This is a genomic window from Actinoplanes sp. NPDC089786 (assembly GCF_040684855.1).
Lineage (GTDB): Bacteria > Actinomycetota > Actinomycetes > Mycobacteriales > Micromonosporaceae > Actinoplanes.
The window spans coordinates 581803-599936 of sequence record NZ_JBFBGU010000002.1 but is presented as its reverse complement, the minus strand read 5'-3'; the positions used below and the strand labels follow the sequence as shown (position 1 = coordinate 599936).

The 18134-nt window shown below is 72.3% G+C and carries 17 protein-coding genes; 8 read left to right on the top strand and 9 right to left on the bottom strand.

From position 1 onward, the window contains the following. The first annotated feature begins 2 nt into the window (after positions 1-2). The 4 genes from AB0O15_RS13575 to AB0O15_RS13560 all read left to right on the top strand — a co-directional run bounded on the left by AB0O15_RS13575 (position 3) and on the right by AB0O15_RS13560 (position 5516). Positions 3-986: a MoxR family ATPase gene (locus AB0O15_RS13575; protein ID WP_364318019.1), complete on the top strand. Its 984-nt coding sequence runs from the start codon at positions 3-5 to the stop codon at positions 984-986. Then, positions 983-2104, top strand: coding sequence for a DUF58 domain-containing protein (locus AB0O15_RS13570; protein ID WP_364318018.1), 1122 nt, complete (start codon positions 983-985; stop codon positions 2102-2104). The genes AB0O15_RS13575 and AB0O15_RS13570 overlap by 4 nt, the downstream gene beginning before the upstream one ends. Continuing rightward, the gene (locus tag AB0O15_RS13565) at positions 2098-4326 is read left to right on the top strand and encodes a transglutaminaseTgpA domain-containing protein (RefSeq protein ID WP_364318017.1); all 2229 of its coding nucleotides are present in this window, start codon (positions 2098-2100) and stop codon (positions 4324-4326) included. Before AB0O15_RS13570 ends, AB0O15_RS13565 begins: the two co-directional genes overlap by 7 nt. Before the next feature lie 80 nt (positions 4327-4406). After that, a complete protein-coding gene (locus AB0O15_RS13560) occupies positions 4407-5516 on the top strand; it encodes a hypothetical protein (RefSeq protein WP_364318016.1) in 1110 nt (369 codons plus the stop codon). A 137-nt stretch (positions 5517-5653) separates the two neighbouring features. Here AB0O15_RS13560 and AB0O15_RS13555 read toward each other — a convergent pair whose 3' ends face one another. Further along, the gene (locus tag AB0O15_RS13555) at positions 5654-6256 is read right to left on the bottom strand and encodes a dihydrofolate reductase family protein (RefSeq protein ID WP_364318015.1); all 603 of its coding nucleotides are present in this window, start codon (positions 6254-6256) and stop codon (positions 5654-5656) included. A gap of 8 nt (positions 6257-6264) precedes the next feature. Then, on the bottom strand, positions 6265-6996 hold the full coding sequence (locus AB0O15_RS13550; RefSeq protein WP_364318014.1) for a hypothetical protein: 732 nt from the start codon (positions 6994-6996) through the stop codon (positions 6265-6267). Between the two features lie 74 nt (positions 6997-7070). Between AB0O15_RS13550 and AB0O15_RS13545 the strand changes: the two genes are divergently transcribed. Further along, the gene (locus AB0O15_RS13545; protein ID WP_364318013.1) at positions 7071-7973 is read left to right on the top strand and encodes a LysR family transcriptional regulator; all 903 of its coding nucleotides are present in this window, start codon (positions 7071-7073) and stop codon (positions 7971-7973) included. A 65-nt stretch (positions 7974-8038) separates the two neighbouring features. Further along, positions 8039-9613, top strand: coding sequence for a Na+/H+ antiporter (locus AB0O15_RS13540; RefSeq protein WP_364318012.1), 1575 nt, complete (start codon positions 8039-8041; stop codon positions 9611-9613). Between the two features lie 111 nt (positions 9614-9724). On the opposite strand, the gene AB0O15_RS13535 is transcribed toward AB0O15_RS13540, so the two are convergent. Beyond that, positions 9725-10486, bottom strand: coding sequence for a hypothetical protein (locus AB0O15_RS13535; RefSeq protein ID WP_364318011.1), 762 nt, complete (start codon positions 10484-10486; stop codon positions 9725-9727). A gap of 10 nt (positions 10487-10496) precedes the next feature. Then, a complete protein-coding gene (locus AB0O15_RS13530; protein ID WP_364318010.1) occupies positions 10497-11942 on the bottom strand; it encodes a metallophosphoesterase family protein in 1446 nt (481 codons plus the stop codon). Positions 11943-12013: 71 nt separating this feature from the next. Between AB0O15_RS13530 and AB0O15_RS13525 the strand changes: the two genes are divergently transcribed. Both AB0O15_RS13525 and AB0O15_RS13520 read left to right on the top strand, forming a co-directional pair. After that, positions 12014-12622, top strand: coding sequence for an RNA polymerase sigma factor (locus tag AB0O15_RS13525; RefSeq protein ID WP_364318009.1), 609 nt, complete (start codon positions 12014-12016; stop codon positions 12620-12622). Then, complete coding sequence (locus AB0O15_RS13520; protein WP_364318008.1) at positions 12619-13599, top strand: CU044_5270 family protein; 981 nt, start codon at positions 12619-12621, stop codon at positions 13597-13599. The genes AB0O15_RS13525 and AB0O15_RS13520 overlap by 4 nt, the downstream gene beginning before the upstream one ends. Before the next feature lie 181 nt (positions 13600-13780). Here AB0O15_RS13520 and AB0O15_RS13515 read toward each other — a convergent pair whose 3' ends face one another. From AB0O15_RS13515 to AB0O15_RS13495, 5 genes are all read right to left on the bottom strand, one after another. Further along, positions 13781-13984 carry a hypothetical protein gene (locus AB0O15_RS13515; RefSeq protein ID WP_364318007.1) on the bottom strand — a complete coding sequence of 68 codons (204 nt, stop codon included), beginning with the start codon at positions 13982-13984 and terminating at the stop codon, positions 13781-13783. A gap of 112 nt (positions 13985-14096) precedes the next feature. Then, positions 14097-14402 (bottom strand): hypothetical protein, encoded by a 306-nt coding sequence (locus AB0O15_RS13510; protein ID WP_364318006.1) that lies wholly within the window; start codon positions 14400-14402, stop codon positions 14097-14099. Between the two features lie 96 nt (positions 14403-14498). Continuing rightward, positions 14499-15047: a hypothetical protein gene (locus AB0O15_RS13505; RefSeq protein ID WP_364318005.1), complete on the bottom strand. Its 549-nt coding sequence runs from the start codon at positions 15045-15047 to the stop codon at positions 14499-14501. A gap of 385 nt (positions 15048-15432) precedes the next feature. Continuing rightward, positions 15433-17241: a bifunctional diguanylate cyclase/phosphodiesterase gene (locus AB0O15_RS13500; protein ID WP_364318004.1), complete on the bottom strand. Its 1809-nt coding sequence runs from the start codon at positions 17239-17241 to the stop codon at positions 15433-15435. Positions 17242-17307: 66 nt separating this feature from the next. After that, the gene (locus AB0O15_RS13495) at positions 17308-18123 is read right to left on the bottom strand and encodes an SAM-dependent methyltransferase (RefSeq protein WP_364318003.1); all 816 of its coding nucleotides are present in this window, start codon (positions 18121-18123) and stop codon (positions 17308-17310) included. Positions 18124-18134: the final 11 nt, after the last annotated feature.

Genomic DNA, 18134 nt, shown 5'->3' with positions numbered 1-18134 from the left:
ACATGCACCCGGACCAACCGTTGCCGCCCCAGCACATCCAGGGCTTCGCCCAGGTCGCCGCGCAGCTCGCCGAACGCATCGGCACGGTCGTGCTGGGCAAGCCGGACGTCGTCCGGCTTGCCCTGACCGCGCTGTTCGCCCAGGGACACGTGCTGCTCGAGGACGTGCCCGGCGTCGGGAAGACCACCCTCGCGCGGGCGCTGGCGGCCAGCGTCCGCGGGCAGTGGCGGCGCATCCAGTTCACCCCCGACCTGCTGCCCTCCGACGTGTCCGGCGTGACGATCTTCAACCAGGCCAGCCGCGGCTTCGAGTTCCACCCGGGGCCGGTGTTCGCCAACATCGTCATCGCCGACGAGATCAACCGGGCCTCACCCAAGACCCAGTCGTCGCTGCTCGAGGTGATGGAGGAGCGCCGGGTCACCGTCGACGGCGTGCCTCACCCGGTGCCGCAGCCGTTCCTGGTGGTCGCCACCCAGAACCCGGTCGAGATGGACGGCACCTACCGGCTGCCCGAGGCCCAGCTCGACCGGTTCCTGGTCAAGCTGTCGGTCGGCTACCCGGACGAGGACGTCGAGGTCGAGGTGCTGCGCGGGGCGGCCCTGCGCTCGCCCGACACCCTGGAGCCGGTCACCGACACGGCCACCGTCGGCGAGATGGTGCGGATGGCGCTGCGGGTGCACATCGCCGACCCCCTTTACACGTACGCGGTCCGCCTGGCCGCCGCCACCCGCAACCACCCGCAGGTCCGCGTCGGCGTCAGCCCCCGCGGCGTGATCGCGCTGACCCGCGCCGCCTCCGCGTTCGCCCTGATCAACGGCCGGGGCTACGTGCTGCCGGAAGACTTCAAGACGCTGGTCGAGCCGGTCTTCGCGCACCGCGTCCTGCTCTCGCCGGACGCCCAGCTGCGTGGCGTCACGGCGACGGAGGTGCTGGCCGACGCGATCCGGCAGGTGCCGGTGCCGCTGCCCGACAACCAGCGCGTATGAGGGGCGTCACCGCCCGCGGCTACGGCGTGGCCGTCGCCGCGATAGCGCTGCTCACCATCGGTTTCCAGTTCGGCTACCCCGACCTGGCCGTCCTCGGGGTGGCCGCGGTGCTGGCGGCCGGCACCGCGGTGGTGTTCGCGCTGTGGCGCCCGACGCTCAAGGTCGACCGGCTCGCCGACCCCGACCGGGTGGCCCGCGGCGACCCCGCCACCATGCGGCTGACCGTGCACAACGCCAGCCGGTTCCGGGCCGCGAGCCTGGTCGCGGTCGACCGGTGCGGCCGTCGGGAGGTGCCGGTCCCGCTGCTGCGGCTACGGCCCGGCAAGGACACCACCGAGACCTACCCCGTCCCCACGGAACGGCGCGGTGTCGTCCCGATCGGCCCGCTGCTGGTGCGGCGCTCGGATCCGCTCGGGCTGATCGAGCTGTCGCGCGGCTACGGCGGGACCACCACGGTGTGGGTGCACCCGCGTATCCACCTGCTGCGGGCGGTGCCGGCCGGCATGGCGCGCAGCCTCGACGGCCGCATCGACAAGGTGCCGCACGGCACGATCACGTTCGACTCGCTGCGCGAGTACGTGGTCGGCGACGAGCTGCGGCGGGTGCATTGGCGCAGCTCGGCCAAGGTCGGCGAGCTGATGGTGCGGGAGCAGCTCGACACCAGCGAGCCGACCATCGTGGTGCTGCTCGACGACCGCAAGCAGGCGCACCCCGACCCGGAGACGTTCGAGACGGCGTGTGAGGCGGCCGCGTCGATCATCGCCGCCGCCGTGCGTGAAGACCTGCCGATCGGCCTGCACCTGGTCAGCGCCGACCGGACCGGCCCCTACCTGGACGTCCTCACCGAGGTGGCCCTCGGCACGGGGGAGCTGACCCCGAAGGTAAGGCACCTCAGGACGCAGCGTCTCGGCGACACCCTGGTCTTCCTCACCGGCCCCGGCGGCCGCGGCGACCTCGGCGAGGTGGGCGCCCTGCGCGGCCCCTACCCGGTCGTCATCGCCGGCCTGTTCGGCGACCGCGACGCCGCGCCGGTCACCGCCGGTAACGGCATGATCGTGATCGAGGCCGAGGACGGGCTCGAGTTCGCCGCCGCCTGGGACGGGGTCCGCGGATGGTGAGGTGGCTGCGCGCTGCGGTCGTACCCATCGTGCTCGTGCTCCTGATCGCGCTGTCCGGGCTGGTCCTGGGCCGGATCTACGCCGACGACCTGCTGGTCAGGCTGGTCGCGGGCGCGGCGCTCGGCTCGGTCGCGGCCTCGGTGGCGGTGCGCCGGCTGCCGTCGTGGACCGCCGCGCCGGCGTCCGTACTCCTGCTCGCCGGTTACACACTGTTCGCGCTGAACATCGCCGCCGACCGGGCCGCGCTCACCGACCCGCTCGCCGCGATCGTCCGCGACTCGCTCGTCAACGGCATCCCGCGCCTGCTCACGGCCATGATCCCGGTCGAGCCGACGCCGGACACGGTGGTCGTACCCATCGTCGCGGCCTGGCTTGCCGGTCTGGCCGGCGCCGAGATCGCCGTGCGCGCCGGCCGCGTCCTGCTCGGCTGCGTCCCGGCGGCGGCGCTCTATGCGGGCGCGCTCTACGTCGTCGGCCCCAACGCGTCGGCCGCGGGCTGGTCGTCGGTCGCCTTCGCGGGGCTGGTCGCGGCCGCGTTGACAAGTTCTCAACCCCTTGAGGGTACGGGCACAGCAGACGTGCCCGTTCCCACACGCGCGATCATGCGGGGGCGAGCGCTTGCCGGCGCGGCCGCCGGGCTGACGGTGGTGGTCGCCCTGGTGGCGCTGGCCGGCCCGTGGGTCGCGGGTCGAGTGAGCGCGACCCCGGTCGACCCGCGCCGATACGTCTCACCACCCCAGGTGGACTCGCTGGACGAGAGCCCTCTCAACCGGATCTCGGGCTGGGCGCTGACGCCCACCGAGCGCCTCCTGTCCGTGCGGACCACTGTTCCCAAGCAACGCCTGCGCCTCGCCGTGCTCTCCGACTACGACGGCGCCACCTGGCGCGTCGGGGCCACCTATCGCAACGCCGGCCGGGTCCTCCCACCGCAACCGCCGCCGCCCGGCACCACCGTCGACGAGGTCAAGCAGGACATCACGATCGACGGCCTGACCGGTCGCCTGCTCCCGGTGGTGCCCACCCCCAGCGAGGTGTCGGGCGCCCGGGTGGCGTTCGACCCGGCGACCGGCACGCTGATCCGCCCCGAGGAGCTGCGCCCCGGAGTGCGGTACGAAGTGGTGTCCGAACGTCCCACCCCCGACCTCAACCTGCTGCCCGAGGCGGACTCGCCCACCGGCGACGCGGTGGCCCGCTACCTGGCCATCGGCGCCAACGTCCCCGAACCGATCCAGCGCCTGGCCGACCAGCTCCAGGAGGGCAACGGCGCCGCCTTCGACCGGGCCACCGCCATCGAGGAGTTCCTGGCCGAGCACTACCGCAAGGTCAACGACGCGCCCAGCGGCCACGCCTACCCCAACCTCGAGTACTTCCTGTTCGGCCCCCGCAACCGTGGCGGCCAGGTCGGCACCTCCGAGCAGTTCGCCGCCTCGTACGCCCTGCTGGCCCGCCTGACCGGCCTGCCCAGCCGCGTCGTGGTCGGCTTCGACGTGCCGGCCACCGGCCAGGTCACCGCGGCCAACGCCCTGGCCTGGCCCGAGATCCTCTTCGACGACCTGGGCTGGGTCGCCTTCGACCCGATGCCCAAGTCGAAGGACCCGCGTCCGGTCGAGGAGGACTTCACCCCCAAGCCGACCAAGCCCCCGCCCCCGCCGTCCGAGGCGCCCCCGCCCAGCGACGCCACCAGCCAGTCCGCCGGGCCCACCATGCTCGCCGCGCGCCCTGGCGGCGGCCGGTCCACCCTCATCGTGGCCACCGGCGCGTCCGGCTCGGCGTTCCTGCTGCTGGCCGCGGCCGCCCTGACCATCGTGACGATGCGGCGGTCGCTGAGGCGGCGGCGGCTGAGCGACGGCCCGCCCGACGACCGCATCGCCGGCGCCTGGCTGGAGTTCACCGACGCGCTGCGGCTGGCCGGGAAACCCGTACCCCATCACCTGGCCGCCACCGAGGCCGCGGCCCACGCGGCCGACGTCCCTCGGCCGATGCTGCGAAGATCAACGCCGCCGCCGGCCACCCCGGATCTCCCGGCCCTGGACGGCCTGGTCGACGGCATCAACACCACCGAGTTCGCCCCCGGCATGGCCGACGAGACCCAGGCGAGACGGGCCGCCGACCAGGTCACCGCCTACGCCGAAGCCCTGAGACAGAACCGCTCCTGGTGGCGCCGCCTCTGGTGGACCCTGCACCCCGGCCCGCTCCGCTGGCACCGCCCCCGCGACCACTGAGGACCTAGGACGCCCGAGTTGATCCGGCGCTTGCGTGAGCTCACCGAAATCGGTGATCATGATTACTGGGGGGTACGCAATTGTCTCGGTGGCGTCTCGGTCGCGTTCCACGGTGGCGAACCCGCACCCTGATCATCGGTGGGATCCTGTTCCTGGCCTCGGCCGGCCTGCTGATCGCGGCCGGGTCGACCCGGGGATTCACCTCCGACCTGCTGCTCAACCTCGGTTCCAGCCTGGTCCTGGCCGCGGTGTCGTACCTGATCTTCGACCCGATCTTCGACGAGGCCCGTAAGGCCCGGGTCCAGGAGCACGACCGTTTCGATCAGGCCGCGTTCGTCGACCGGATGCGCGAGACCCACCGCAACATCCGGATCCTGGACACCTGGACCCTCCTGCTTGAGGACCGCACCCGCACGCGGACATTCAGCGCCATGCGCAAGGCCCTCGACCAGGGCGCGACCATCCGGGTGCTGCTCCTCGACCCGAGCTCGGCCGCCGCCCAGCAACGGGCCGAGGAACTGGTACGCCGGCAGATCGACGTCGCCGCCCAGATCATGGACAACCTGCGTCAGCTGTACCTGTTCCGCGACCAGCTCGACAGCCCCGAGGTGAAGTCCCGGCTCAAGGTCTGCGTGTACGACGCGTCCCCGTCGATCCAGCTCTACCAGTGGGACCATCGGGCCCTCATCTCGTTCTTCCCGATCGGCAAGGTGTCCTTCGACGTGCCGCAGCTCGAGGTCGACATGGCCAGCCCGTGGGGCCAGTTCGTGGACCGGCGCTTCGACGAACTCTGGGACCACCAGGAGCACGTCCGTTCCCTGGACCGGTACTGGCTGCTCGCCGTGACCCTGATCCAGGGCAGCGAACGCCTGGACACGGTGTTCCTGCCGTACGTCGGCACCGAGGACGACGTCTACGTCGACGGCACCGGCAACCTGGCCAACCGGCTGGCCGAGCGGGTCCTGCACGCCCGCGACGACCAGCCGGCCGGATCGGCGCCCTTCGGCGCGCTCGCCGTCTGGCCGCCCCGCCGGTCCGGCCGGGAGGCTCACGACTTCGACCTGATCCGGCTCGACCAGGAGCACACCCCCGGGCCGACCGACGTTCTCGCCCTCTTCGACGGGAAGTACGGCAACTACCCGCCGGCCCGCTCGGCCGAGGTGTTCCTCCTCCGCCTCGTTCCCCGGTGACGCGCCGTCGCCGCCGGCGCCGCTCGCTTCCGGACGACGCCGGCGAAGGGCCGTGGACCGGGTGTCCGGAACGCATCTGACATCCAGGGTCCCTACAGGATGGAGCTCGCCGGCAGCTCCTGCGTCTGGCCTCGCGGTCACCGCACCACCGGGAACACCAGGTGCGTGACCCGGTCGCCCTGGACGCAGACGGTGGGGTTGCCGAGCAGGACGTCCTCGGCGGAGAGCTTGCCGAAGAAGGGGCGGTTGCCCTCGCCCATCACGACCGGGACGAGATCGACGGCCACCTCGTCCAGCAGCCCCAGCTCGAGGCATTGCCGGGCGATGGTGCCACCGGTGACCGTGACGTCGCGGTCACCGGCGAGCGCCTGGGCCTGGGCGACCGCGACGGCGACACCGTCGGTCACGAAGGTGAAGGGCGCCTCGGGGTGGGCTTCGACCCAGTCCGACGGGACGCGGTGCGTCACCACGACGACGGGGACGTCCAGGGTGTGCCGGCCCTGCCAGCCGTCCGTCACGTCGAACAGCGTCCGGCCGCAGACCAGCGCGCCGAGTGAGGACACCCACCGCTGCCAGTGGTCCGAACTCGGCGGCGTCAGGTGGACGTCGAAGTCGCCGGCCGGGGTCGGGCTCGCGATCTCGCCGTTCTGCAGCCAGTCGAACAACCGGCCGATGGTGTTGTCCGGCTTGGCGACATACCCGTCGAGGGACATGATCGCTTGCGCCACTACCTTGCCCATGGTGCCTCCTACCTCTCCTTCGTCGTGGTTCCGCCGGGTCGGCGGTGGTCGAACAACGTCCCGAACCCCCGGACGGTTACCGGTGCTCCGGCGTTCCCGAGGACGGACCACAGCAGGACCTGGTTGGCCGCCAGGACGAGGCGGCCGGTCCGGCGCTCCAGGTCGTGGATGGCGCGAGCGGCGCGGAAGCCGTTCCCGCCGATGAAGACCGCTTCGGCGCGGTGGCCGAGGTGCCGCGCGACCCACTCGACCACCATGGCCGGCTCGATCCGGCGCGGATCGTCGGGCAGATCCGCCGCCAGCCGGGCCTCGACGACCTCGAAGCCCTGGCCGCGGAAGTACTCGGCGCCGAGCTCGTTGAGCGAGGGCCCGAACCACGGCGGGTGGACCAGGCCGACCCGCTTGACGTGCCAGGACCGCAGCGCCGACACCGCGGACCGGGAAGCGGAGTACGCCGGCACGCCCCACCGGTCCCGGAGCCGCTTCACGAGCGTGCCCTCCTCGTCGTGGCCCAGGGCGTACCCCGTGCTCGTCGACGCGAAGGCGAGCACGTCCACGCCGGCCGGCAGCGCCGCGGCCGCCTCGTCGAGGACCGCCGCCCCCGCCTGTGCGCGCAGGCCACCGGCGTTCCGGATCCTCGAGACCTCGACCCGGATCCGCCCCGGCGCCATGGCCGGCATCTCGACCTCCGGACCGGGCGTGGCGTGCGGCGTGAGCACGCCCAGGGTGAGCAGATCCATGACTCAACCCTCGCGTGGCGCCCGGCCAGGATCAACGACGATCTGGTACGCGGAACGTGTAGCATCGCTCAACGATGCCCGACCTGGAACTGCGTGAGCTGCGGCTGTTCCTCGTACTCGCCGAGGAACTGCACTTCGGGCGCGCGGCCGACCGGCTCGGCCTCACCACCTCGCGCGTCAGCCAGACCGTGTGCGCCATCGAGCGGAAGCTGGGCGATCAGCCGCTGTTCCGCCGCACCAGCCGCGTGGTCGAGCTGACCGAAGCCGGGCGTACGCTGCGCGCCGAGCTCGCCCCCGCGGTCGCCGGCCTCGACCGGGTGCTGCGGACAGCCGCGTTCCGGGCCCGCGGGCCGGGTGTGGTTCGCGTGGGGCTGCTGAACGCCGCCTCCGGGGTGAGCATCCTGAGCCGGGCCGTCGAGCGGTTCGAGGCCAGGTACGCCGGTGCCACGGTACGGCTGAGCACGACGCCGTTCGACGACCGCCTCGGGCCGCTACGCCGACGCGAGGTCGACCTCGTCGTGACCCGCCTGCCCCTCGACCAGCCGGACATCGTCGTCGGCCCGGTGCTGACCGCCGCCGACCAACGGGTGGTGATGCTCGGCCGGAGCCATCCGCTCGCCGGCCGCGCCGATCTGTCCGTCGAGGACCTGGCCGGCCACGACGTCCGGCGCCCCTACGGACTCACCGCGGAGCAGGCCGAGGCCACCTGCCCGGCCAGGACACCGTCCGGGCGGCCGATCCGGTTCGTCGACGCGCCGGTCGACGACAACGCCGAGCTGCTCTACCTGCTCGCGCGGGGCCGCCTCGTGCACCCGACGGTGGCGCCCTTCGCCGAGCACTTCCAGCACCCCGACGTGGTCGCCGTCCCGCTGCGCGACCTGCCACCCTCCGCCTGTGCGCTCGCCGCCCTGAGGGACGTCGCCGACCCGGATCGCGACGCCCTGCTCGCCATCGTCGGGGAACTGTCCCCGAGCTGAGCGCCGCGCCGGTCGGCGTCCTGACCAGCGAGCCTGCGGCCGGCGGGGACAGGCAGAATGAGCCGGTGGAATCTCTGCTGCTGATCGTCGTGCTCGCTGCCGTCGTGCTGGTGGGCACGGTCATCGGCCGCCGGTTCAGTGTCGCGCCGCCGATTCTGCTGATCACGTTCGGCTGCCTGCTGGCGCTGATTCCCGCCCTGGCCGAGGTCCGGCTGCCGTCCGAGGTCGTCCTGCTGCTCTTCCTGCCGGCCATCCTCTACTGGGAGAGCCTCAACACCAGCCTGCGCGAGATCCGGGCCAACCTGCGCGTCATCATCCTGTCCGCGGTGGTCCTGGTCGTCGTCACGATGGTGACGGTGTCGTACTCGCTGCAGGCCCTCGGGGTGGCGGCCTCCGCGGCCTGGATCCTGGGTGCCGTGCTGGCGCCGACCGACGCCGCCGCGATGGCCGGCCTCGCCAAGCGGATGCCGCGCCGCACGCTGACCACGCTGCGGGCGGAGAGCCTGATCAACGACGGTACGGCGCTGGTGCTGTTCGCGGTGGCGGTGGGGGCGCTGGTCGCGGGGGAGATTCCCGGCCCGGTCGAGCTGTCGGCCCAGCTGCTCTGGTCGTCGGCGGGCGGCATCCTCTCCGGGGCGCTGGCCGGCGGCCTGGTCGTGCTGGCCCGCCGGCATCTCGACGACCCGCTGGTCGAGGGCGGCCTGAGCATCCTCACGCCGTTCCTCGCCTTCCTGCTGGCTGAGGTCGGCCACGCCAGCGGGGTCGTCGCCGTCGTCGTCTCCGGGCTGATGCTCGCGTACGCCGGACCGCGGGTGATCCGGGCCCGGTCGAGGGTGCAGGCCTTCGCGTTCTGGAACCTGGCCACCTTCATGCTCAACGGCAGCCTGTTCGTGCTGGTCGGGATGCAGATCCCGGAGGCCGTCAGGGGCATCTCGGGACGGTCGTTCGGCCCCGCCGTCGGCATCGCGCTGGCGGCCACCGCGGTGGTCATCCTGACCCGGCTGGCCTGGGTGCACGTGTCCACGGTGATCGTGCGCACCGTCGACCGTCGTGCCGTGCAGCGCGCCCGCCGGGTCAACTGGAAGGTCCGTACCGCGAGTGGCTGGACCGGTTTCCGCGGCGCCGTCTCCCTGGCCGCGGCGCTGGCCGTACCGGTCACGCTGGCCGACGGCACCGCGTACACCGAACGTGATCTGATCGTCTTCACCACCGTGGTGGTGATCGTGCTGACGATCCTGCTGGAAGGCCTGACCCTGCCGCTGGTGATCCGCTGGGCCGGCCTGAACGGCGACGAGACCCGGGCCGACGAGACGCGCGAGGCCCGGCTGGCCGCCGGACAGGCCGCGCTCGACGTGCTGCCGGAGGTCGCCCGGTCGCTCGGAGCGCCGGACGACATGGTCGACCGGGTCCGCGCCGACTACGAGGACCACCTCGAGATGGCCCGGGCCGACACCGACCCGGCGGCCCAGCGGTACGAGGAGCTCGAGCACCGGCTGCGGCTGGCCGTCCTGGACAACAAGCGCCGGGCCGTCACCCGGATGCGGGACCTGAACAAGATCGACGACATCGTGCTGCGCGACCTGCAGGCGGCGATGGACATCGAGGAGCTGCGCCTGCTCGGCCCGGCCGATTCCGACTGACTGGTCGGTAACAACGTCGGCGGAGGAGCCGCGCCTGCTCGGTCGGCCTGTTAGTTACCAACTAGTCGGTAAGAGCCTGCTAGTTACCAACTAGTCGGTAAGAAATATGGGTCAGAGCTCGATCTTGTGCCCGGTGTGCCAGAAGCCCTCGATCGGGGCGGCGTTGCGGTCGCCGTAGTACGGGTGCCACCACTTGGCGGCCTGCCAGACCGCCTCGGGACAGCTGGCCCGGCTCTCCAGCGACGGCGTCAGGTCGTAGCCGGAGGCGTTCAGCAGCGACTCGATCATCGCCGCCGACGGGATGCCGCGGCCGTCCAGCAGCGGGTTGCCCGCGTGCCCGACGCCCCAGAGGAACGCCAGCCACTCCAGCAGCAGCTCGGTCGCGTCCAGCACCGAGCGCTGCTTCTGGTAGCGCTCCAGCACCGAGATCTGCCCGGCGGTGGTCGGCGCCTGCCACACCTCGGCGGCGACCGGCAGGCGCAGCAGGGCGATGTTGGGATGTTGGGTTGCGTCCTCGTACGTGCCGAGGCGGCCCCGCTGGAGACCGTTGGTGGTCGTGGGGACCGCGAAGCCGCCCGGCGGCTCGAACGAGATCTCGTACAGCGTGGTGCTCGCCGGATCGTCGCCGACCGGGCCCAGCAGCGCCACGTGGGACCAGTAGCTCGGGGTCAGGTCGTGCCTCAGGTGGGACTGGGCCACGCGCAGGCGGAACGGGAGGTGGCCGCGGCTGCCGATCAGCAGCACCAGCGTCCCGTCCTCGCGGTTCAGCCCGTTGCGGACCAGCCACTGCACGTTGTCCTCGCCGTCGCGGCGGCGGGAGCGGTCGAAGCTGGACGACTCGGCCGCGGCGGTGGAGCTGAGGATCTTGAGCACGGGTGGCCCCTCAGAAGGTGGGTGACAGGCGGATGGGATCAAGGTCATGGCGTACGGACGCAGCGCCGTCGGTGGCGGCCATCCAGTAGGTGATCAGCAGCTCCAGGCCGAACCCGGACTGCCGGAAGGCCAGCTGGGTGAGGTGGTTGCCCTTCTCGCCCGCGCGCGGGTAGATCGTGGACGTGGCCAGCTTGGGCGCGCCGTCGACCTGGATGGTCGCCGGGGGCGCGGCGGCGGCCCGGTGCCGGTACCAGGGATCGTCGCGTTGCCGCCGCACGGCCGCCAGCTGGTCCAGCCCGGGCGTCGTCACCAGGGACACCGGCGACGAGATCACCTCGTACACCTTGGCCCCGGGGTTGCCGATCTCCTCGGCGAGCACGACCCGGCCGTAGTGGACGTCCCCGGTCAGGCACAGGACGGGACGGCCGCGGCGGGCCAGGCCGGTGATCGTCCGCATGATGGCCGGATGGTCGCCGTAGTCGGCCAGCCCGCGATCGCCGAACGTGCCCTTCAGCCAGCCGGCCGCGCCCTGCAGCAGCGACTGGCCGGTCACGACCACCCCGAAGCGGCCCTCGTCCCCGACCCGCCGCGCCCAGGCCTCGAACTGCGCCAGGCCGCCGGGTGGCAGCGTCGATCGGCGGTCACGGTCGCGGAACGTGCGGTTGTCCATCAGGAAGAACGACAACGGGGGTACGTCGAGCTCCAGCAACGGGCGATACCCGCCGGGCGTGCTGAGCTGGAAGGCCTCGTACATCTGCCTGGCCGCGGTGTACCAGTGGTCCCGGAAGCCGGGGATCAGGCTCTGGAAGGCGGTCGGGCTGCCGTGCGGCGCGTTGTTCCAGTACTCGTGATCGTCCGGGATGGACGCGGCCGGCGCCGAGTGCAGGATCTCGGCGTAGCCGCCCGGCCCGCCCCAGTTCGCGACGTAGTCCTCCTCGAACTTCGCCGCCAGCTCGGCCTGACCGGTGTGGAAGTTCCGCAGCGCCGGCAGGTCGAGATACACCTGATCGCCCATGAGCAGCGTCAGGTCGGGGCGGTGGACCGGCGGCAGGCCGCGGACCAGGTCGCCGGCGAAGCCCCGCTTGTCCTCGTGCCGGTAGAAGCACGACGCCAGCAGCACGTTGAACGCCTCGAACCCGCCGCCCGCCGGCACCGCGGCCGGCAACGTGCGGAGGGTCAGGACGTCGGAGAAGGTGGTGCCCGAGTCGCTGACCCGGACGGTGTAGGTGGTGTCGGGAGTGATCCCGGTGCGGAACTCGTACACGCCGGTGAACGCCCGCGGCCCGGCGGCCGAGGGCCGCGCGCCGGACAACGCCCGGACGGGCACGGGGGTCGCGTCGGCGCCGTTCAGCTGCCATCGCAGAGCCAGCGGCACGGTGGCGCCGAACACGCCGATCCACACCTGCACCACCGGGTCACGGGTCGCCCGCGGATGAAGAACCAGGATCAAGGTCATCAGCTCCGCGCCCAGCGTACGGTGTGATGGCCGTCACCGGAACTCGCGTCGTCAAGAGGACAGGAACAGGTGTGTATCGCATTCTCCGCGCACGGCTCCGGGACGGCGACGCCGAGGCGTTCGGGCAGGTCTTCGACGACCACGCCCGCGACGTCCATCGGCACGCGCTGCGGACGACCGGCTCCTGGAGCACCGCCGAAGACGTCGTCTCGCTGACGTTCCTCGAGGCCTGGCGGCTCCGGGAGACCGTCCACCCGGACGGCGACAGCGTGCTGCCGTGGCTGTTCGGCATCGCCACCAACGTGCTGCGCAACACCCGCCGGGCCGGCCGCCGGCACAGTGCCGCGATGGATCGGATGCGCAGTGAGACCGTGCCCGACTTCGCCGACGAGGTGGTCGACCGGATGCGCGACGCCGAGCGGCTGGCCGCCGCGGTGGCGGCGTTGCGGCGGCTGAAGCCGGCCGAACGGGAGGTGTTCGCGCTCTGCGTGTGGTCCGGGCTCGACTACGCGCAGGCGGCCGAAGCTCTGGGCGTACCCATCGGAACTGTTCGGTCCCGGTTGTCGCGAGCCCGCACGCGACTACGCGACCTCACGGAACGGGAACTCGCTCCGCGCCGCGGACAGGAACCAGGTGGCCGCACTCCCGCGGCCCGGTCGCTTCAGGAGGGAAACCGATGAACGACACGCCCCGACCCGAGCTGCTCCCGGCGCCGGAGGTTCCCGACCTGCCCGACGACCGCCATCGCGAGCTCAAGGACGCGTTCATGCAAACCATCACCGAGGTACGCCCGCAGCCGGCCCGGCGCCGCTGGCCGATGATCGCCGTGCCGGTCGCCGCCGCCACGATGGCCATCGCGCTGATCACCGTCGTCGCCGTGAACCGCGCGACCGACCGCGGCCCGGAGGAAACCGTGGCCGCCCCGATCGTGGCCATCGACCCCGGCAACGCCAAGGAGGCCCGCGCGATGTTCGACCGGCTCGCGCTCGCCGCCGGCGCCCGCCCGGCCACCTCGGTCGGCTCGGGCCAGTTCGTCTACGTCCGCAGCAAGGTGGCGTGGCTGGTCTTCGCGGAGCCGTTCGACTCCAGTGACGGCTCGCAGAGCGCCGGCGAAGACCCGCAGAAGCTCGACAAGGTGCACAGCCGGGAGATCTGGCTGCCGGCCACCGCGGGCAGCAAGGGCCTGATCCGCGAGCGCGGCGAGACGTTCGGCCTGGAGGGCGCGCGGACCAACAGCTCGTACGCGGAGATGCCGACCGAACCCGGCGCGCTGCTGCGCAAGATCTACGCCGAGACCAAGGGCCAGGGCGACGACCCGGACGACGTCGCCTTCGACTACATCGGCGAGGCGCTGCGCGAGAGCATCCTGCCGCCCTCGCTGGCCGCGGCGCTCTACCGCACCGCCGCCGAGATCCCCGGCGTGGTGCTGGTCAAGGACTCCGTCGACGCGGCGGGCCGGCACGGGGTGGCGGTCGGCCGGACCGACACCCTGGGCGAGCGTACGGAGTGGATCTTCGACCCCCAGTCGTACGAATACCTGGGCGAACGTTCCTACCTGGTGCGTGACACGAAGGTCGGCAAGGCCGGCATGCTCACCGCCACGACCGCGGTCCTCGAACGCGCCGTCGTCAACAAGCCCGGCGCCGAACCCCAGTGACGACCTGATCGTCGGCCAGATCGACGACGGCGGGCGCCGCGGTGGACAGGCGGTCGGCCGCGTCGGAAAGCTCGGTGGACGCCGGCCGACGCGCTTCGCCCGCCGGCCTCTACCGGGCCGACGCCGCGCCCCGGCGGGTCCTGATCACCTGCGGGGGCACGGTCGATCGGCGGCAGCTCGTTCAGCGGCTGAGTCCGGCCCGGTCGACCTTGCGGTGGAACCGCATGCCGGCCAGACCACCGAGGATGGCCCCGATCAACGCGGCGATCAGGGCGAGGACCAGGGCGATGATGGCGCCGGTGGTGGCGTCGTCGCTGCTGACGGGCAGTTGCGGGAACCCGCCGACCCGGTCGAGGACCAGCACCGCCGGTCTTTGCCGTCGCATGCCCTTCGGTCGATGCGCTAAACGAAAGGGGGCTCGGGTGTTGGCCGGCTCGGCGTTTGGCGAGGTCCGCGGGTTGAACGCCTTCTTCGTCAGGTGCCGGCGCACCGGCGGGTCAGGCGGCCGGTTGGAGCAGGACGGCATACAGGTCGTCGGGGCCTGGTTCGTGGACGTTGCCTTCGCCGTCGCGTCCGATCGGGAGGTGCTCACCGGAACGGGGGAGGTACCAGCATGGCTGCGCGTCGGCCAGCGGTGAGCAATCCGCACCGTCCCGGTCCGGGCGGGCCACGACCACGACTGCGTCGTCGGGCAGGTCGGTGATGATCTCGCGCAAACCGGCGACCGTCACCGCGCCGATGGTGAACAGGGGATCGACGCGTGCGTTCTGATCGCGTACGTAAGTGTTCTCCTCGGCGCTCATCCGGCCTCGTTCCTGAGATCAAGACGTTCCATCCGCCGCGGCCCCGAGGTCGTCGTACGCCTCGAAGACACCGCGGTGGACTCGTGTTTACACGTGTTAGCGGGTGAACCGGGCCAGAATGCCCTTCTTCACCGCTGTGGGCCGCTGCTGCTCGCCGGCCAGGGAGCTGACGACGATCAGCGCTCCGGTCAGCGCGGGCACGATCCACTGCATCACGGAGAGCTTCTTCTGCGCCTTGGCGACATCCTCCGGGGTGCTCGCGGCGGCCTCGGTGCCGGCCAGCGCGGGTACCGAATTGTCCTTGGCGACCTTCCGGCCGAGCAGCCGGCTGTATCCGGTCGCCGCCAGGGCGGCCACGGTCAGACCGGTCTTGGCCAGCGCGGTCGCGCCGGCGCCGCGCTGGGCGACCAGTCGGGACCGGTTACCGATGAGCTCGCCGACGCTGCCGGCCAGGTGGGCGCCGATCGCGGCGGCGTTGACCGGGGTCCACTTGTTCCAGCCGGTGTTGGCCACACGGCCGGTGCCGTTGGCAGTGTCCGCTTCCGCGGCGGCGGGGTTGAGTGAGACGGCGTTGGCCAGGGTGCCACCGAACCAAGCGGCCAGGCCGACGTCGTGCAGAGATCGGGATACGGTGTCTTGCGGCAAGATGTCCTCCGGACTCGAGATGGTGTTGAGCCTCGGCTACCCCTCAGCTGCCCGGATATACCGATTCGACCGCGGCCTCGCAACGGGCCCTCGCTCGGCTCGGCCTCATCGCCGGCGGATCACCGCGGCCGCGGTGTGCGGTCACCGACCCATATCTCGCCGCGGCCACGCGCTCGGTGGTGAGCTTGGCGATCGTCTGGAACCGCTGATCCATGCGCTCCGAGTGGACCGGGGTGCTCGCCAGGGTGGTGATGGCGGTCTCCAGGGGAGCTGGTCCCGGCGGAGGTGGTGTGGTCTTGGCCGGGTTCCTCGAGGGCGGGCACTTCTGGATCCTCGGCAGCGGTGGCCCACGGTGTACCGCATCGTCACGCCCCGACCGGGATGGTCAGATCCGGTGACGTGGGTCGGGCAAGGATCGCGGGCGCGTCCCGCTTCCCGGCGGCGACGCAGAGCCGGCGTGCAGAAGGGCCGCGATGGCCGGCGCGCCGGTCGGCCGGGCGAGCAGGAATCCCTGGCCGTAGTCGCAGCCGAGGGCCTTCAGGGTGGCGTGTTGCGTGCCGGTCTCGATGCCCTCGGCGGTGACGGTCAGGTCGAGGTCGTGGCAGAGCTGGATGGTGCGGTGGACGACCGCGGTGGCCGCGGAGTTGCCGGTGTCGTTGAGGCCGGTGACCAGCTCGCGCGCGAGTTTGACGGTGGCGATGGGCAGGTGGGACAGCGCGGCCAGGTTGGCGTGACCGGTCCCGAAGTCGTCGATCGCCAGGTGGATGCCGCGGCCGGCTAGGTGATCGAGGATCTGGTTGGGGCCGTCGATGGCGGTGCTCTCGGTGATCTCGAGCTGAAGGGCGGCGGCCGGCAGCCCGGTGCGGTCGAGGATCTCGTCGATGGTGGCGAGCAGGGCCGGGTCGGCCAGCTGCAGCGGGGAGAGGTTGACGCTGATCAGGAGCCGGTTGCCCGCGGCGTGCCAGGCGCTGCCGTGCCGGCAGGCCTGACCGAGCAGGGACTGGCCGAGCGGCCGGATCAGGCCGGTCTGCTCGGCGAGCGTGATGAACTCCTGCGGGCCGGCCGGGGCCGTACGGCCGTCGGGTTGCCAGCGGGCGAGCGCTTCGACGGCGACCACGGTGTGGTCGGCGAGGGCGTACATCGGCTGGTAGTGGGGCACGAACTCGCCGCGTTCCAGGGCGGCCGGCATGGCCGCGGCGAGCCGGTGACGGCGCAGGTCCCGGGTGGCGCGGGCCGGGTCGAACACGGCGTGCGGGCGGTGGCCGGGATGGGTCCAGGCCAGGGCGATGTGCGCGTTGCGCAGCCAGTCGTCGGGGGCGGTGCCGGCGCAGTGGTCCTCCACGATGCCGGCCGTGGTCCGCAGCCGTAGCTGGTAGCCGTCGATCCACGGCAGCCGTGCGTCACTGATGGCGTGCCGGGCCAGCCGGGAGATCTTGATCATCTCGTCGGGCCCGCTGGTGTCCGTGACGGCCACGGCGAACTGCTCCCCGCCGAGGTGGGCGAGCAGAGCGGGCGCGGCGCCGGCGACGACTTCCCGCAGGCGCAGGCCGATGGTGTGCAGCAGGTCGTCGCCCGCCTGGTGGCCCAGGGCGTCGTTGAGGTTGTCGAAGTCGTCGATGCGCAGCAGGCAGATCCCGATGCGCGCGCCGGGCCGGGCCGCGGCGATCGTGGCGCGCAGGTGTTCCCGCAGGTTGACCCGGTTCGGCAGCCCGGTGACCACGTCGTACAGCCGGGCGTGCTGCAGGCGGTCCTGCAGGCGGTGCTGCTCGTCGCGCCAGGCGACCCGCTCCGAGCGGGCCAGCTCTTCGGCGGCCAGCATCGCGGTGTCACGCAGGGCGGCGGTGAACCCGGCGGCGAACTCTCCCAGCAGGGGCTGGACCCGCGCCCGCGCGGCCGGTTCGCCGGCGCCGAGCAGGGCGGGCAGCCGTGCGGCCAGCAGGGGAAGGCTCACGGCCAGGACGTGCGGGGACGCCATCCGCGCCTCGACCAGGGCGTCACCGACCGGCCGGGCCGCGGTGGCGTCGAAGGGGTCGGCCCGGGCGGCGGTCACCAGTTGGCGCAGCAGCCCGCGCAGAACGGCCCGGGCGTGGTCTCGGCGCGGCACGAACCCCTGCTCAGCCACCTGACGGAGCCACTGCCGAGCCACCGCGTCGAGCGCCGGCTCATCGGCGCCATGCGAGCCCGTACGCGTCATGATGCCGTCCTCCGGTCCGATGCCGCCACCCACTGTGCACCGTGGACGGCTCACGCGCCACCGCGGTCAGCGGCGACGGCCCAGCGCGGCCAGCAGCGCCACCGGCGCGTTGTCGGCGTCCTCGTCGTCGTCGGGATGCCATTGATCGATGTTGACCACCCCGGGCGGCTGCAACGCGAAGGACTCCCCGAGCAGCCCGGCCACCTGGTCCGCGTCCCGGACGACGAACGGTGTGGGGGTCTGCTCGTACAGCTTCCGGACCGCCTCCTGCTGGGCGCGGGCCGCCTCGGTGGTCTCCAGGGTGCCGTGCGAGATCGCCAGGAAGCTCCCCGGCGTCAGCACCGCGCCGAACTCGCGGATGATCGACGCCGGGTCGTCCCGGTCGGAGATGAAATGCAGCACGGCGACCATCAGGACCGCCACCGGCTCGGCGAAGTCGAGGGACTCCAGCAGCCGCGGATCTCGCAGGATCGCCCCGGGGTCACGCAGGTCGCCGCGGATCGCGGTGGCGTACCGGTTAGCCTTGAGCAGGCTGTTGCTCTGTTCCACCGCGACCGGGTCGATGTCGACATAGACCACCCGGGTCGCCGGGTCGACCTCCTGGGCCACCTCGTGCACGTTGCCCAGCGTCGGGATCCCCGAGCCGAGATCGAGGAACTGGCGGACACCGGCCGCGCTCAGCCATCGCACCGCCCGGCCCAGGAACGCGCGGTTCGCCTGCGCCATCACCCGCACCTGCGGCATGACCTTCTCGGCCTGCGTGTAGAAAGCGCGGTCGACCTGGAAGTTGTGCACCCCGCCCAGCGCGTAGTCGTACACCCGCGACGCGTTCGGCACGGTGATGTCCACACCCTCCGGCACCCACGCGCTCGACTCGGTCACCGCTACCCCCG